The sequence below is a fragment of the Candidatus Avedoeria danica genome, assembly GCA_016703025.1.
In the GTDB taxonomy this organism is placed as follows: domain Bacteria; phylum Chloroflexota; class Anaerolineae; order Epilineales; family Epilineaceae; genus Avedoeria; species Avedoeria danica.
The window spans coordinates 22,339-37,466 of the sequence record JADJCV010000001.1 but is presented as its reverse complement, the minus strand read 5'-3'; the positions used below and the strand labels follow the sequence as shown (position 1 = coordinate 37,466).

Annotated in this window: 13 protein-coding genes and 1 tRNA gene; 7 read left to right on the top strand and 7 right to left on the bottom strand. The window is 71.2% G+C overall.

The window, feature by feature from the left end:
• Positions 1 to 49: 49 nt before the first annotated feature.
• Positions 50 to 1,435: a CRTAC1 family protein gene (locus tag IPG72_00205; protein ID MBK6767471.1), complete on the bottom strand. Its 1,386-nt coding sequence runs from the start codon at positions 1,433 to 1,435 to the stop codon at positions 50 to 52.
• On the opposite strand from IPG72_00205, the gene IPG72_00200 reads away from it, so the two are divergent.
• Positions 1,397 to 1,690: a hypothetical protein gene (locus IPG72_00200; GenBank protein MBK6767470.1), complete on the top strand. Its 294-nt coding sequence runs from the start codon at positions 1,397 to 1,399 to the stop codon at positions 1,688 to 1,690. The two genes, IPG72_00205 and IPG72_00200, sit on opposite strands and share 39 nt — an antisense overlap.
• Positions 1,691 to 1,990: 300 nt before the next feature.
• Here the strand turns inward: IPG72_00200 and IPG72_00195 are convergent, their stop codons facing one another.
• From IPG72_00195 to IPG72_00185, 3 genes are all read right to left on the bottom strand, one after another.
• Entirely contained in the window at positions 1,991 to 2,362 is a 372-nt protein-coding gene (locus tag IPG72_00195) for a VOC family protein (protein ID MBK6767469.1), read from the bottom strand.
• Between the two features lie 181 nt (positions 2,363 to 2,543).
• A complete protein-coding gene (locus tag IPG72_00190) occupies positions 2,544 to 3,851 on the bottom strand; it encodes a hypothetical protein (GenBank protein ID MBK6767468.1) in 1,308 nt (435 codons plus the stop codon).
• 321 nt (positions 3,852 to 4,172) lie between these two features.
• On the bottom strand, positions 4,173 to 4,754 hold the full coding sequence (locus IPG72_00185) for an RNA polymerase sigma factor (GenBank protein ID MBK6767467.1): 582 nt from the start codon (positions 4,752 to 4,754) through the stop codon (positions 4,173 to 4,175).
• A 179-nt stretch (positions 4,755 to 4,933) separates the two neighbouring features.
• Here IPG72_00185 and IPG72_00180 point away from each other — a divergent pair, with 179 nt between their 5' ends.
• From IPG72_00180 to IPG72_00170, 3 genes are all read left to right on the top strand, one after another.
• A complete protein-coding gene (locus tag IPG72_00180; protein MBK6767466.1) occupies positions 4,934 to 6,853 on the top strand; it encodes a hypothetical protein in 1,920 nt (639 codons plus the stop codon).
• A gap of 34 nt (positions 6,854 to 6,887) precedes the next feature.
• Positions 6,888 to 7,754 (top strand): hypothetical protein, encoded by an 867-nt coding sequence (locus IPG72_00175; protein MBK6767465.1) that lies wholly within the window; start codon positions 6,888 to 6,890, stop codon positions 7,752 to 7,754.
• Between the two features lie 85 nt (positions 7,755 to 7,839).
• Positions 7,840 to 8,505, top strand: coding sequence for a hypothetical protein (locus IPG72_00170; GenBank protein ID MBK6767464.1), 666 nt, complete (start codon positions 7,840 to 7,842; stop codon positions 8,503 to 8,505).
• Here the strand turns inward: IPG72_00170 and IPG72_00165 are convergent.
• From IPG72_00165 to IPG72_00155, 3 genes are all read right to left on the bottom strand, one after another.
• Positions 8,465 to 9,490 (bottom strand): S-adenosylmethionine synthetase, encoded by a 1,026-nt coding sequence (locus IPG72_00165; protein ID MBK6767463.1) that lies wholly within the window; start codon positions 9,488 to 9,490, stop codon positions 8,465 to 8,467. The genes IPG72_00170 and IPG72_00165 overlap by 41 nt on opposite strands.
• Positions 9,491 to 9,573: 83 nt before the next feature.
• Positions 9,574 to 10,278: an isoprenylcysteine carboxylmethyltransferase family protein gene (locus tag IPG72_00160; GenBank protein ID MBK6767462.1), complete on the bottom strand. Its 705-nt coding sequence runs from the start codon at positions 10,276 to 10,278 to the stop codon at positions 9,574 to 9,576.
• 37 nt (positions 10,279 to 10,315) lie between these two features.
• Positions 10,316 to 11,218 carry a c-type cytochrome gene (locus tag IPG72_00155; protein ID MBK6767461.1) on the bottom strand — a complete coding sequence of 301 codons (903 nt, stop codon included), beginning with the start codon at positions 11,216 to 11,218 and terminating at the stop codon, positions 10,316 to 10,318.
• A gap of 229 nt (positions 11,219 to 11,447) precedes the next feature.
• On the opposite strand from IPG72_00155, the gene IPG72_00150 reads away from it, so the two are divergent.
• The 3 genes from IPG72_00150 (at position 11,448) to IPG72_00140 (ending at position 15,081) form a co-directional block, all read left to right on the top strand.
• Complete coding sequence (locus IPG72_00150; GenBank protein MBK6767460.1) at positions 11,448 to 12,005, top strand: adenylate/guanylate cyclase domain-containing protein; 558 nt, start codon at positions 11,448 to 11,450, stop codon at positions 12,003 to 12,005.
• Entirely contained in the window at positions 12,002 to 15,031 is a 3,030-nt protein-coding gene (locus IPG72_00145; GenBank protein MBK6767459.1) for an SUMF1/EgtB/PvdO family nonheme iron enzyme, read from the top strand. The genes IPG72_00150 and IPG72_00145 overlap by 4 nt, the downstream gene beginning before the upstream one ends.
• Positions 15,008 to 15,081: transfer RNA gene (locus IPG72_00140), tRNA-Arg, on the top strand. Before IPG72_00145 ends, IPG72_00140 begins: the two co-directional genes overlap by 24 nt.
• Positions 15,082 to 15,128 lie beyond the last annotated feature (47 nt).

Sequence of the window (15,128 nt, the reverse complement as noted above, 5' to 3'; positions counted from 1 at the left end):
TGGGTCTTGGTGTTCATGGCGGGCGATTATACGCGCGTATACGCGCACCCTACGGCGCCGCCACCCCTTCGCCGCGCCGTAGCTCGACGGCGCAGTCGACGCAGTCGATCCCGAACGACTCCTCCAACCCGTCCGGCCAGCGGACGGCGACGCGATCGACGGACGTCGCGGTGCCGAGGCCGAAGTGGGCGATGGCGGGCACGCTCGACTGGTAGCTGCCGCTCGTCCGGATGAAGCGGCGCTGCCGCCGCCCGCCGGCGTCGAGGAACAGCCGCGCCCCGATCGCATCGCGCTGCAAGCGCGGATCGACGGCGCGGACGGCGAGCCAGTGGCCTTGGCGGGGGGCTCGGTTGTCATACAGGCGGGCGGGCGACTCGACGTTGGCGACGACGATGTCGAGGTCGCCGTCGGCGTCGAGGTCGCCGGCGGCCAGGCCGCGGGAGATGTCGGTGTCGGCGCATAGGCCGCAGGGGGCGGCGGAAGTGGTGGCTTGGGACCTATTGGACCCATTGGACCCATTGGACCCATTGGATGAACCCACCGTCTCGAAGTTGCCGACGCCGTCGTTCAGCTGAAGAAGCTTCGGCTCGGCGAGGGCGGCCCACGGTCCGGCCGGCGCGGCGCCCGGCAGCGCGGGCAGGCTGCGGTGGACGCGGCCGTTGGCGACGACGATGTCAAGGTCGCCGTCCAGCTCGGCGTCGAAGGCGGCGATGCCGAAGCCGGTGAGCGGGTAGCTCGGGAGGCCGAGGCCGCTGGGCAGGGTGAGGTCGTCGAAGCCGGCGCCGGCGGTGCGGCGGGCGTAGAACGTGTTCGTCTCGGCGTGGAGGTGCGTCACGACGGCGTCGGTCCGCCCGTCGCCCGTCAGATCGTCCGCGACGACGCCCATGCCGGCCTCGGCCTCGCCGGTGAGGTTGTACGCGGCGCCCCAGGCGAGCGCGACGTTGTCGAACGTCCCGTCGCCGCGGTTGCGCCACAGGATGTTCGGGTCGCCGTCGTTGGCCACGAAGAGGTCCGGCCAGCCGTCGTCGTCGAAGTCGTCGACCGTCACGCCGAGCCCGGCGTACGCGACGCGGTCGATGCCGGCGCGGGCCGAGGCGTCCGTGAAGCGCGCGCCGCCCTCGTTGTGCCAGAGCATGTCGCGGACGTCGCCGAAGGCCGCCGGGCCGCAGTAGTCGGCGTTGCCGTCGCGGTCCTGGCACGGGACGTCGGGGCGCCAGGCGATGTAGCGGGCGACGTAGAGGTCCAGCCAGCCGTCGCGGTCGTAGTCCAGCCACGCGGCCGACGACGACCACTGGGTCTCCGTGATGCCGGCGCCGGCCGAGACGTCGGCAAACGTGCCGTCGCCCTGGTTGCGCAGCAGGTGGTCGGGGCCGAACGCGGCGACGTAGAGGTCGACGTGGCCGTCGTTGTCGTAGTCGGCGGCCGCGACGCCCATGCCGTAGCCGTTGTCGGCGATGCCGGCGGCGGCGGAGACGTCGGTGTAGCGACCGTCGGGGTCGCGGCGATAGAGGCGGTCGGTGGGCTGAGCGGGGGCGGGGACGGCCGCGTCGTCAGCGTCGATGTCGATGCCAGTGCCAGTGCCGTCGTCGTCGTTGGCATTGGCGACGTCGTTGTCCGTCGGATCGGGCAGTCGATCGTTGCCGTTCGTGAAGTAGAGGTCGAGGTCTCCGTCCGCGTCGTAGTCGAATAGGCGACGCCGCCGGCCATGATTTCGGGCATCCAGAGGCGGCCGGTGGCGCCGGTGTGGTAGGCGAAGGGACGTCGGCGGGGGGGGGGATGTCGGCGAACCAGGGGGTGGGGGGGCAGGCGGTGGGGAGGAGGAGAGCGGGGAGGAGAGCGACGGGGAACAACGGCTGAAGCCGTCGCTGGGGGTGGCCTATGGCCACCGCGCGCCTGCCTTCGCAGGCGCCAAGGCAAGTGGGCGAGGGTGATCCGGGCGCCTGCGGAGGCAGGCGCGTGGTGGCGTGCAACGCCACCCTCAGCGACGGCTTCAGCCGTTGTTCCCGATCGCCCCAGCCGTCCGCTGGATGATCTGCAGCGCGTTGCCCTCCGAGTCGTTGAACGAACCGAAGACCGCACCCGGCGTCGTGTTCTCGAACGTGAAGATGCAGCCTTTGGCCTGGAGCGCGGCCTTGGCGGCGGGGTAGTCGTCGACGCGCAGGACGGGCGTGGCGCTGGCGGAATGCGACGCGGCGGCCGCGGGGTCGCCGCCGTGGAGGGCGAGGGGGGCGCCGCCGGTCTCGAAGACGGCGAAGTCGCCGTGGCGGGCGCGGAGGGTGAGGCCGAGGACGTCGGTGTACCACGCGACGGCGCGGTCGACGTCGGCGGCGAAGAGCATGACCATGTCTAGATCGCGGATCATGGGAGGTCTTCCTTGTCGAGCTTCTCGAGACGATGGCCTGCCCGCCCCGCGCGGAGGTGTCGGTCGGCGGGGTGGGCAGGAGTGGACGTCCGGGGTGTGGAACGATTGTAGGGCGGTTATGGTTCGAGAGACGCCATCGAAACACGGTGCACATATGGTGACGGCGATATCCGCCGCTCGACTACCGCTCCGCGGGCGCCTCGGCGTTCGCGAACCAGCCGAGTAACGCGGCCGACGAAGCGGGTGATCGCAGCGGGTCGGGTAGCATCCACGGCAGGGTGATCGGCGCATCGCCGCGCAGGAAGGTGGCATCGAGGTCGACGAGCTTGCCGTCTGCCGTCAGAAGTACAGACGAGTTCGGGAAGAACATGAGCGGCAGGCCCGTCAGGCCCCCGATTCGGAAGTCGCGTGGATATGCGTCCCACAGGTCGATCACGTCGAGAAGCCGTTCCTCCGGTGAAGGCTTGTCTGGCCCTTCGGCTGTCTCTGACCCCCCAATGTCGGACAAATGGATCCCGACGAGCCATCGCCCATCGGGAGACGAGAACATGGGATACTGGTCGTGGGCAAACAATCCGCGCCAGAGGATCTCCACCTTGTGCGTTGCGATGTCGAGTCGCCCATAGCGGTAGATGGGGTCAGGATCATTGCTCTCAGGCCCGCCACAAGACAGCTTTCCGGGCACCGCCAGTCCCATGCACCCCATGGACGTGTCCTCCGGACTCTCGATGCGGTCGACCACGGCTCCGGAATCGAGGTCGAAGACCAAGTAATGATCCGATCGTTCATCTTGGAAATTCGTCAGCAGGACGATCACCCGGCGGGCATTCTCATCCACGTCGACCAGAAAGGTCGTCGCTGCGCCCTCTAGTGCAGGGGCGTCGAGCCGGATCAGGACGCGATCCTCGCCCGCCTCGGTCAGGGAGCGCAGTCCCTCGTCGCTGTTGCCCCAACCGAGCAGGCCGCCAGTCCCGCTTTCCCTCAGCGAGAGGATGTGGAACTCCCATCCGTTGAGCGGAGGGAATCCGCCACGATCCACGGCCAGATTGTCCGTTGGGGTCGGCGTCGCGGGGCCGGGGATCGGGTGCGCATAGTACAAAGCTGTGCCGTCGGCGGTCCAGTCGATCGCCTCGATATGGTGCGCCTCGACCATCGAGCTCGGCTCCCGTGCGCCGCGCGCGAGTGTGCTCACGTAGAGCGACGATGGGGCATCGGGGGACTGGGCGCGGCGCACGACTGCAACGCGCGATCGGTCCGGCGAGAGCACCGCGATCGTGTACGTGGACGCATCGGTCCACATCGAGCGGGGCGCTTCCCACACCGGCTCGGACCGCCCGGTCCGCATGTCGAGTCGCAGGATGGCCATCGGATCGCCGACCGCCGGCAACGTGCGGTAGAGTTGCGAGTCGAGGGCAGAGGCGATCGTGCCGCTTGTCACCGGCCGCGCGTCGAGGCCGACGGGCGCCGACAGCGGCCGCGCCTGCCGCATGCGACCGCTGGATGTGGCCCACAACGCGAGCCCAACCGCGATGACGAGCAGCGCCGCCGTCGCCAGCGCTTCGCGCAGGTGGAGGACATCCCGCCGGCGAGCCGGCGGGTGAGGCACCGGAACTGCCTCCGGGGTCTTCGGCTGGAGCGGTCACGTTCGTCGCGACCGGCCGCAAATCGGGAGCTCCGGCTGTGATGGCGGTTAGCCGTGCCTGCAGGGCTTCGCCGAACCGCGGCCATGGATGTGTCGCGAGTGCCTCGCGGACGGCAACTTCATCGGAGACGATGTCGGACTGGCGCATCGATCGTTCCTGATCGTCCATCATACCCTCCCTTCCGGCATCGCATCGCGAAACCGCGCGCATGCCCGCTGCCAGCGTTTCTTCGCGGCGGCCGGCGAGATCCCAAGCGCCTCGGCGGCTTCGCCGATCGACAGGTCGTGCGCCCCCACCAACAGCAGGACCGCGCGGTCGTCGACACTGAGGTGACCCAACGCCCGTTCGAGCGCAACGCCGTCGTCCGGCAGGTCATCGCGGCCGTCGACGGCAAGGCGGGGGGCCGCGAGCGGCAGCGCCTCCAGCGGCAGCCAGCCGAAGCGGTGGGCGCGGCGGAGGTGGCGGCGGGCGGTGTTGGCGGCGATGGCGAAGAGCCAGCTGCGGGCGGCCGTAGGCTCTCGCAGCTCATCGATGTGCGTCCAGGCAAGCAGGAATGTCTCCTGGGCCAGATCCTCGGCGGTGGCCCGGTCGCCGGTCATGCCGTACAGGAAGCGGGCGACGGCCTCGCCGGCGTCGGCGACGAGGGCGTTGAACGTCAACGTGCGTGTGGCCGTGGCAAACGTTGCTCCGGCCACACGGGCGACTTCAGGCGGGTACGGGCGTTGGGCGGTCGGTGGGGCGTCGGTCATCACCATGTTCGTTCGGTGCTCGCTGGGTGATGCGGATTTCACCGCGGATTTCACTCAGGAGAGTCATGAGAGGGCCGTTCGGGGACACGTTCCCCGAAAACCCGTGCCGAGTCCAGCATTGGGGCGATACTCTCGGAGTCCCGATACGACGGACGTCGCGATGTCACCGGGGTCCGACCATGCGCATTCCCGCCCGTTCCACCATTCGACGCACCGCGGCGATCCTCGCATCGACCTTTCCGGCCGTCATCGCCCTTGGTTCGACGGCCGCCCACGCCCAGCCCGCCCCCAACCCCGCGGCCGACGGCTACCGCCTGATCTACGCCCTCGACATCCCCGTCGCCTCCCCCGGCTACCACACGTCGCCCGTCCCCTACCAAGTCGACGCCAGCGACGGTCTCGACGCGGGTTTCGACCGCGTCGGCTACCTGATGGAGCTGCGGACGACGGGCGGGGTCGATCAGTGGGTCTGGGTGACGATGCAGGCGTTCACGCGCGATGTCCGCCGGATCGGCCTGCCGACGGCGCCGAGCGGGGCGTCGTTCCAGCGGAGTGTCGGGGCGATGACGGTGGCATCGAACGTGGCGGGACTGCCGACCGGCGACGGCATCGAGGGCAACGTCGAGCTTTGGCCGAACAACTACGCCGCGGCGAACGGTGGCCGCGTCGTCGGCGCGAGCGACAGCGCGTACGACTTCGGCGACGCTCCGGCCGATCCCGTCGCCGGCTACGGCTCGCTCCAGGTGCACGCGACGGCCAGCGGCACGACGCTCCTGGCCTACAACCGCTGGGGCTTCACGGATGCCGGCGACATCGGCATCGGCAACAGCCCGACGGGCAACCCGGACTGGACGTTTCGCCAGAACGCGGGCGATTACGTCATTCGGCGCCTGCGCGTGTACGTCCGCGAAGCCCCGCTGCCGGCGATCGACCTCACCGCGCCCGCGCCGTTCGCGGTGCAACAGCGCGGCGACGACGACCGGGCGGCCGTCGCGATTCGGGGCCGCACGAGCGCCGCGACAGGGCGCGTCGACGTCCGAGCCGTGCCCGCGGGCGGCTTCCGCGGCCAGGCGACCGGCTGGCGAACCGTGGCGCTCGGCGCAAACGGCGTCTTCAGTGAGACGATGCCCGTCGCGGGCGGCTGGTACCGGATCGAAGCGCGAGCGATGGCGGTTGCGGGCGACATCGACGATGTCGTCCTCGGCACCGCCGCCGTCGAACCTGTCGGCGTCGGCGAGGTCTTCGTCACCGCCGGCCAGTCGAACTCCGCGAACCACGGCGCGCCGCGACAGACGCCCGCGGACGCGCGCATCGTGGCGTTCGGCCCCGGCGGCTGGCGGCCGGCGGCCGACCCCAGCCCATCGCCACCGGCGAGGGCGGGTCGCCTTGCCCCGCGTTCGGCGACGCGCTGGCCGGCGCGGTCGACGTGCCCATCGGTCTCGTGTCCGTCGGCTGGGGCGGGACGACGGTCGAGCAGTGGCTGCCGGGCGGTACGCTGTACCCGCGGCTGCGGGATGCGCTCGTCGCTCTCGGTCCCGGCGGGCGCGGGCCGTGCTGTGGCACCAGGGCGAGAGCGACGCGGCGGCGGCACGTCGCGCACCGTGTACGCCGCGCGACTCCGCACCGTCATCCGTGCCTCGCGCGTCGACGCCGGGTACGCCGTGCCGTGGGGCATCGCGCGCGTCGGCTTCGTGCCGGGCCTGGCGCAGGCGCCGATCGACGCGATCGTGGCGGGGCAGGACGCCGTGATCGCAGGTATTGCCGGCGGCGCCGGCGACGACGGTGTCGGCGAGGTGTTCGCCGGGCCGCCGACGGACGACATCGTCGGGCCGGCGTGGCGGTCGGACGGCATCCACTTCAACGCGGCGGGGCTGACGGAGCACGGTCGGCGGTGGGCGGGGCACGTTCGGGCGGCGATCGTGTTTCCGGAGCGAGCCGTGACGCCCACCGACGAGCCCACCGTCATGTCGACGGTCGCGCCGACCGCATTGCCGACAGGAACGTCGTCGAGGATGCCGGAACCGTCGGCGACGCCGCCGGCGGCGGGGGCGCCGGCGTCGTTGTGGCTGCCGATCGCGATGCGGAGTGCGGTCCGCTGACGCTCGCCCGGAGCCCGATCGCTATCATCCCCCCATGGTCAACCCGTCCACCGACCGACTGCTCGTCCAGCGGTTCGCCGACCAGATGTTCAGCCGCGCCGCCGGTGCGGCGCTCGTCGGCGGGAACGCCGTGCGGGTGCTGCGGGACGGCACCGAGAACTTCCCGGCCTGGGAGGAAGCGATCGCGGGCGCGGGCGCGACGATCCATATCGAGATGTACATCTTCCGGCACGATCGAACTGGCCTGCGCTTCGTCGACTTGCTGGCGAGGCGGGCGCGCGCGGGCGTCGAGGTCCGGGTGCTCTACGACTGGTTCGGGTCGGGCCTCAGCGCCGCGCGCGGCGTGTTCCGGCCGCTTCTGGAGGCCGGCGGGGAGGTGCGGGCGTCCAACCCGCCGTCGATCCGCGCGCCGCTCGGGTGGGTGTCGCGCAACCACCGCAAGCTGATCGTCGTCGACGGCCGGGTGGCGTTCGTGAGCGGGCTGTGCATCGGCCGTGAGTGGGAAGGGGTGCCGGACAAGGGGCGGGAGCCGTGGCGGGACACCGGCGTGGAGCTGATCGGCCCGGTCGTTGCGGACGCGGAGCACGTGTTCGCGGCCAGCTGGCGGCGGGCGGGCGGCGTCATCCCCGTGGTGGAAGGAAGCGGCGCGCGCGCGGATCGCGCCGGCGACATCGACATCACCCTCGACGTCGGCGTCGAGGGCGAACGAGCTGCCGACGAACGAACGGTCGGCACACAAACGGCCGGCGGCAACCCGGCTTCCGCCGCGCCCGTCAACGTCCGGTTGATCTCCACCGAACCGTTCGCCGCGAACCTGCTCCGGATGGACCTCCTCGTCTGCTCGCTGGCCCGCCGGACGCTCTGGATCACGGACGCCTACTTCATCGGCAGCGGCTCCTAGTGGATGCGCTGCGGCGCGCGTCGGAGGACGGCGTGGACGTCCGGCTGCTGCTGCGGGGGGCAGCGACGTGGGGTGGACGGTGCCGGTGTCGCGGTCGCTCTATCGGCCGCTGCTCGAGTCCGGCGTGCGGATCTTCGAGTGGCAGGGGACGATGATCCACGCCAAGACCGCGGTCGCCGACGGGCTGTGGTCGCGCGTCGGCTCGACGAACCTGAACCTGAACGGCTGGGTCGGCAACTGGGAGCTCGACGTCGCGATCGAGGACAAGGGGCGTGGCCGGCACGATGGAAGGGCACTACCTCGAGGACCTCACGCGCTCGACGGAGATCTTTGCCGAGCTTCACTTCGCGCCGCGGCGCCCGGCGGTCTGGCTGGCGCGGCGGCGCTGGCGCCCGCGGTCGGCGCAGCGGATGGCACGGACCGCCACGCGGTTCGGAACGGCGATCGGCGCCGTCGTCCTGGGTCGCCGGGCGCTCGAGACGATGGAAGCCAAGCCGATCGTCGGCATGGGCCTCGCGCTCCTGACGGGCGGCGCCGTATTGTTCTTGGCACCGCGGCTCGTCGCGTGGCCGCTGGCGGTTATCGCGGCGTGGGGGGGCATCGTGTTCCTGGTCGACGCCGCGATGCTGTGGCGCCGGCGGCCGCGGCGGACGAAGGACACGTCGGCCGGTTCGGATTGATGCGTCGCAGGCGATCCCCCTGTCGCCCCCTCACCACACCGGCAGCTCCCCCCGCGTCAACCGCTCCGTGAACCCCCCGATGGCCGCCAGCTCGCGCGCAAACACCCGCTCGACGGCCGGCGACAGCTCGCGCACGTCCGCGCCCGCCGCCGGGCGGACCTGCGCCGACGCCAGCCATGGGTCGTCGATCGGGCGGCCGATCTGGCTGCACAGCCAGACGTAGACCTCGTCGATGCCGGGCACCTCGCGCTGGATGCGGTCGGCGATGTGGTGGGTGAGGAGCGTGTAGATCTTGCCGACGTGGCGCACCGGGTTCTTGCCGGCCGCCGCCTCCGAGCCGATCGGGCGGTTCAGCGGGATCACGCCGTTCACGCGGTTGCCGCGGCCGACCTGGCCGCAGTCGCCGCCTTCGGCGGACGTGCCGAGGACGGTCAGGTACATCCCGCCTTCGCCGCGCGTCGGATCGTCCAGTGTGTTCAGGTCGACCGTGACGGCGTCGAGGTGCTCCAGCTGGGCGGACAAATGGGCCTGCAGGTCGCGGCGGATCGCCTCCTTGCGCTCGAAGTAGGCCGCCGCCGACTGCACGAACCGGTCGACGAACGCCAGCGCGACGGTCAGGCCGAGCGTGGCGTCGGTGCGGCAAGCCATGACCTTGATGTCCTGGCCGGCTTCCGGGAACGCTGCTTGGAACGTCGAACCGTTCAAGTAGCGCTCGGCGGCGATGACAAGGCGCTCGGTCTCGGACAGCGGCGCGTAGCCCATCGCAGCCGAGGTGTCGTTCGCGCCGATCGTTTCGCGGCCGAACAGGTCCGTGAGCTCGACGGACCCCGGCTTCAGCGTGCTCTCGACGACGAAGTGGCGCTCGGGATCGACGTACCGCAGGTGCGCGCCGATCCAGCCGCGCGCCGCGGCCGTCGCGATCGCGGCGACGTCGAAGTGCCGGCCGCCGACGTCCGTCGTCGCCCGGTCGCCGACGAGCAGGCGCATCGGCTCGAGCACCTCGCAGGGCTCGACGACGATCGGATTGCGGGTGGATGCCATCCGGGTGGATGCCATCTACGGTCGCCCCGATCGCGCGGGTCTCGCTGTCGGCGCTGTCGGTCGTACGTATGGCTGCCCCATCATCGGCGGCACGTCGCTCACCAGACGCCCGGCAGCAGCCGGTAGCGGACGCCTGCCATGTAGTCGCGGTAGCCCGCGAGGTCGCGTGCGAGCACGCCCTCCTCGTTGCGGATCCGCAGCACGATCACGGGCAGGATGCCGAGCATGGGCAGGAACGACCACCACGAGCCGAGGGCGATCGGCGACGCGAGCCAAATCGCCAGCATGGCGACGTACATCGGGTGCCGCACGACGGCGTACGGCCCGGTGGTGGCCAGCGTCTGCTCCGGCGCCACCTCGATCACGCGCGACGCGAAGCGGTTGGCCAGCAGGACGCGCGCGAACAGGAGATAGCCCGCGACGATGACGATGTCGGCCGCCACGACGACGGCCGGCGGGACGGTCGACCAGCCGTAGCGTCGATCGAGGCCGGGGATCAGGGAAGGCGACGAGGGTAGAGCACGAGGGCGAATCGGATGATCCGCTGCTGCGACATCTCGGTCTCGCGCGTGCGGAGGCGGCGCTCGAGGACGGCCGGCTCGTAGCGGATCGTGAGTGCCCAGAACGGCCATGAGGCCGAACAGGATGGCCAGGTACAACCAGGCCTGCCAGTAGTCGAGCGTGCCGGCCGGGAGGAAGAACATGCCGCCCAGGAGGAGCAGCGCCGCGAAGTAGTACAGCACGGAACGGCGTGCGATGGAGCGCGGTATCGGCGCAGACGTGCTGGCGGGATCTGTCGCCACGATGAATCAGCCCTCCGTTGTGCAGCGCTTCGACGGTTCAGTGGTTGCCTTCGGCTTTGGCCTCCACCGTCACCAAATACGCCCACAGCGCCTTGAGCTCGCTGTCCGTCATGCGGGCGAACTGCACGGCGGGCATGACCGGGTTGAGCTTCGTGCCGTCGGGCCGGGTCTGCTCGCGGATCGCCTTGAAGAAGTCGGACTCCGTCCACTGGCCGAGACCGGTGGCGGTGTCGGGCGTCAGGTTCTGGGCCGGCGGCCAATCGGGCGGAGCACTGGCGATCTTGCCGCCGGAGAGCGTCGGGCCGTGGCAGCCCCTGCACGTGTTCGCCAGGTACGCACCGTACTCGGCCGTCTCGCCCATCGACGGCGCGTCCGGCACGGTCGCGGTGTGGTCGATGTCCTCGGCGTCCGGGGCGAAGTCGCCCTTGATGACGAGCAGCTGGCCGAGCGGGCGAAACTTCACGTCCGGCACCTCATGATCGACGGGCGGCACCTGCTTGAGGTAGGCGATGAGCGGCAGGAGGTCGCTGTCGGCCATCATCGCGTACTCCGCGGACGGCATCACGACGAGCCCCTTGCCGTCCGTGCCGACGCCGTGGCGCACGGCGCGCACGTAGTCGGCGTCCGTCAGCGTGCCGCCGAGGCCGCCCTTGCCGCTCGTCAGGTTGGGGCCCATCGCCGTCCCGAGCAGCGGGTCATCGACGATCATGGCGCCCGAGGCATCCGTGCCGTGGCACTCCGCGCAGGCGCGGGTCACGAAGACGTGCCCGCCGTGGGCGATCGCCTCGGCGTCGGTCGGCACGGTGACGGGCGCGACCTCGATGGCGTACGTCGTGGCGAGTCGGCGCTGGGTGAGCATGTAGATCGCCCCGTACGCGACCCCGAGGATGACGGCGACGCCGACAATGAACTTCAGCAGGCCCCGAATGAAGCCCCCCATGCGTGCTGCTCCTTGGTGCGTGGATCCGGTCCCGTCGCGACCCCGCGGCGACGGGGGGGCGAATGAATGGCATGGATTGGCGGCGCGCGCAAGAGTCGCGGGCATCGAGCCACGTTCCTGCGATGATTCACCGTGCCCGCGGTGACTACAATACCACGCGCGTTGGGCCGCGCCGCCGCCGCGCTCGCCTCTGCAAACCTGCCTCGCGTCCGCCACGCGGAGGGCACCCATGAGCAGCCACCCGACCGAGGCTCTCACCTTCCTGTTCACCGACATCGAAGGCTCGACGGCCCGCTGGGAGGCGCACCGCGAGGCCATGTCGATGGCCCTCGCGCGCCACGACGCCATCGTGCGATCCGCCATCGAGTCCCACGGCGGGCACGTTTTCAAGACGGTGGGCGACGCCTTCTACGGGGCGTTCCCTGCCGCCCCCGCCGCCCTCGCCGCGGCGGTGGAGGCGCAGCGCGCGCTGTACGCCGAGGATTGGGGGGCCGTCGATCCCGACTTCGCCGATCTGCGCGTGCGCATGGGGGTTCATCGGGGACTCGCCGAGGCCCGGGGCGGCGACTACTTCGGCCCGGCGCTCAACCGCACGGCGCGCCTCGCGTCGGCCGGACACGGCGGCCAGATCCTGCTGTCGCAGGCGGCGGCGCAGGCGGTGCGCGGCGACCTGCCGGCGGGCCAGACGCTGCGCGATCTGGGCGAGCACCGGCTCAAGGATCTGCGGCACTCGGAGCACATCAGCCAGGTCGTCGTCGAGGGCCTCCCGACGTCGTGCGCTCGGTGACGACGGCCGGCGAGCTCAGCGCCCGAGACCGCATCGTGGTGGCCGACCCCGACGTTCTGGACCGCGAGGTGGGCGCGGCGCCGACGGTCGTCGTGCAGTCGGTGGCGGAGACGCTGGCGGCACTGCACGCCGTGATCCGTCGCGACACCGCCACCGTGGTCCTCACGGCAGCGCACGTGCGACTGGCCGCGCAGCACAAGCCCGCCGACCTCACCGAGCACCGCCTCGGCCGCATCGCCGAGTGGAGCCAGCCGCGCTACCGGCTCGATGGCCGGTTCGTCTGCCTGACGTTGCTCGTCGACCAAGGGGAAGAGAACGCTGCCGGGCGCTGGGCGGCGAGGCCGGAGCGCTACAACAGCCTCGGCGCACTGCTGGCGGCGGTCGCGGAGCCGGCGGTGGTGGTGCTCGGTCCGCCGGGCAGCGGCAAGAGCACCCTCCTGCGGCGCCTCGAGCTCGACAGGGCGATCGCCGCACTCCGCCACGAGGACCCGTCCGATACGGTGACGTTCTTCGTTCAGTTGAACCAGTACAAGGCGTCCGAACCCGGCCAGCTGCCGCCGCCCCCCGCGCGCTGGCTGGCCGAGCGCTGGGCCGACCGTTACCCCAGCCTGCCGCCATTGGACGTCCTGCTGGCCGAGGGACGGATGGTCCTGCTCCTGGACGCGCTGAACGAGATGCCCGCCGCGTCGGGCGCGCGCGTTCCGCGAACGGGTGCGGGCGTGGAAGGACTGGCTGAGTCGAGCTGGCCCGGACCCGTCCGGGCAACCGCGTCGTGTTCAGTTGCCGCACGCTCGACTATGCGGCGCCGCTTTCGACGCCGGCGCTGCGGGTGCCGCAGGTGCTCGTCGAGTCGCTCTCCGACGATCAGGTGCGCGCCTTCCTGCGGCTCTACAGCCCGATACGCGGCGACGACATCTGGCAGGCGATCGCCGGGACGCCGCAGTTGGAGGCCCTCAGGGCCCCGTTCTTCCTCGCCCTCATCGTCGACCAGGTCGAGTCCACGGGCGAGCTGGGCGGCGACCGTGCCGGCTTGTTCACGGGCTTCGTGCGCCAGGCGCTGCGGCGCGAGGTCGAACGCGACAACCCGCTGTTTGCGGACGAGGACCTCCTGGACAGTCGGGATACCGCCGCATCGCGCACTGGCGGTGGCAGGACGCGTACCAGCTGCCGGAGCGCGGCGCGCTGCTGCCGCGGCTGGGCCGGCTGGCGTACGGGATGCAGGCGACGGACACCGACGGCGAAACCGCCCAGGTTCGGGTGGCCTACGACGCGGCGCTCGACCAGGTGGACCATCCGCGCGGTGCCGACATCGTCAAAGCGGGCGTGGCGATCAGCGTGCTGGACGAGGACCCGGCGGCGGACGAGGTGCTGTACCGTCACCAGCTGTTGCAGGAGTACTTCGCGGCGCGGGTGCTGGCGAACGAGCCGAACCCGGAGCTCGTCGCGGCGCCGTGGCGGACCGCCGACATCCGGCCCGGCCTGCGCGAGATCCTCGACGCGCTGCCGCCCGGCGAGACGCTGCCGACGCTCCGCCAGACGGGCTGGGAGGAGACGACGATCCTGGCTGCGGCGATGGTACCCGACCCGGGCGGTTCCTGCGGGCGCTGATGCCCTGCAACCTGATCGTGGCGGGGCGGGCGGCACGGCTGCAGACGATCGGGTCCAGGCTCAGCGCGGCGATGCACCGCGACTTGTGCACAGCGTTGGTGGGGCGAAGCCGTGATCCGGCCGCCGACCTGCGCCACCGCATCGCGTGCGGCCACGCGGTTGGCGATCTCGGCGACCCGCGGTTCGAGCGTCGCACCGGGCCGCACGGCGACTTTCTCGTGCCGCCGTTGGTCCCGGTGCCGGGCGGAACGTACCAGATCGGTGACGACGGGCCACTCGCGTGGTCGGTCCTCGACGTGCATGGGACCACGACCGCCCACGTACCGCGACACGAGGTCGCGCTCGCGTCCTACGAGATCGGCCAATTCCCGGTGACGAACGCCGAGTACGCCTGCTTCATGGCCGCAGGCGGCTACGACGACGAGCGATGGTGGACGACGGACGACGCGCGTCGCTGGCGGCGCGGCGACCTCGGCAACACCGGGCAGAAGGCGAATGATTGGATCTGGCGACGGCGGTTTCTGACCGAGCCTGGGCTCTTTGATCAGATGGAGTCGGAGGGCCGCTTCCCGAGTGCGGACGTGCTCGAGCGTTGGCGCGCCTGGTTGACGCTGGACGAGGAGGCGTTCGAGCTGGCGCTCGACGATCGCTGGCCCGCCAAGCGCGAGACCGAGCCGCGGTTCTGGGGGGACGAGCGTTTCAATCGACCGACCCAGCCCGTGGTGGGGCTGTGCTGGTACGAGGCGCGGGCGTACTGCGCCTGGCTGAGCGCCCAGATGGGCCGGGATCTGCGGTTGCCGACCGAGGTGGAGTGGGAAGCCGCAGCCCGCGGCCGTGACGGTCGCGCGTATCCGTGGGGTGACGCCTGGGACCGGCTCGGGGCCAACACGAACGAGGCGCGGGTGTGGCGCACGACTCCGGTAGGCGTCTTCGTCGAGGGCGACAGCCCGTTCGGCGTGGCCGACATGGCCGGCAACACCACCGAGTGGACCGCGAGCCTCTTCGGCGGCAGTGCCGACGACAGCGAGCCCCCGCAGTTCCCGTATCCGTACGACACGCGCGACGGACGCGAGGAACCCGCTGCGCCCTCGTCGGTGTGCCGCGTGCTGCGGGGCGGGGAGTGGAGCTACGTGCAGGGGAATGCGCGGTGCGCGTACCGGGGAACAACCTGCCCGACATCCGGTTGGACGTCACGGGGTTCCGGGTGGCGGCGGTGGCAGAGGGGGCGCGTAGCCACGGAGCATCGGGACCGCCGAGTCGGTTCCGCCCCATGGAGCATGCCAGTCGACGGACGCGCAGCCCTAGTCGTCGACGCGTCTATACTTCTCGGCCGTGGCGATGGGTGCCCGGTGCGTTCGGCGGATGGGTCCGGGTGGACCGGGTGGAGAGACCACACGCCCCGTAGCTCAGGTGGATAGAGCAGCGGTTTCCTAAACCGCGTGCGTAGGTTCGAGTCCTACCGGGGGTACTCACGTACGTGATCTCGGCGTGGCGGCGTTCGGGTGGAAGGTGACG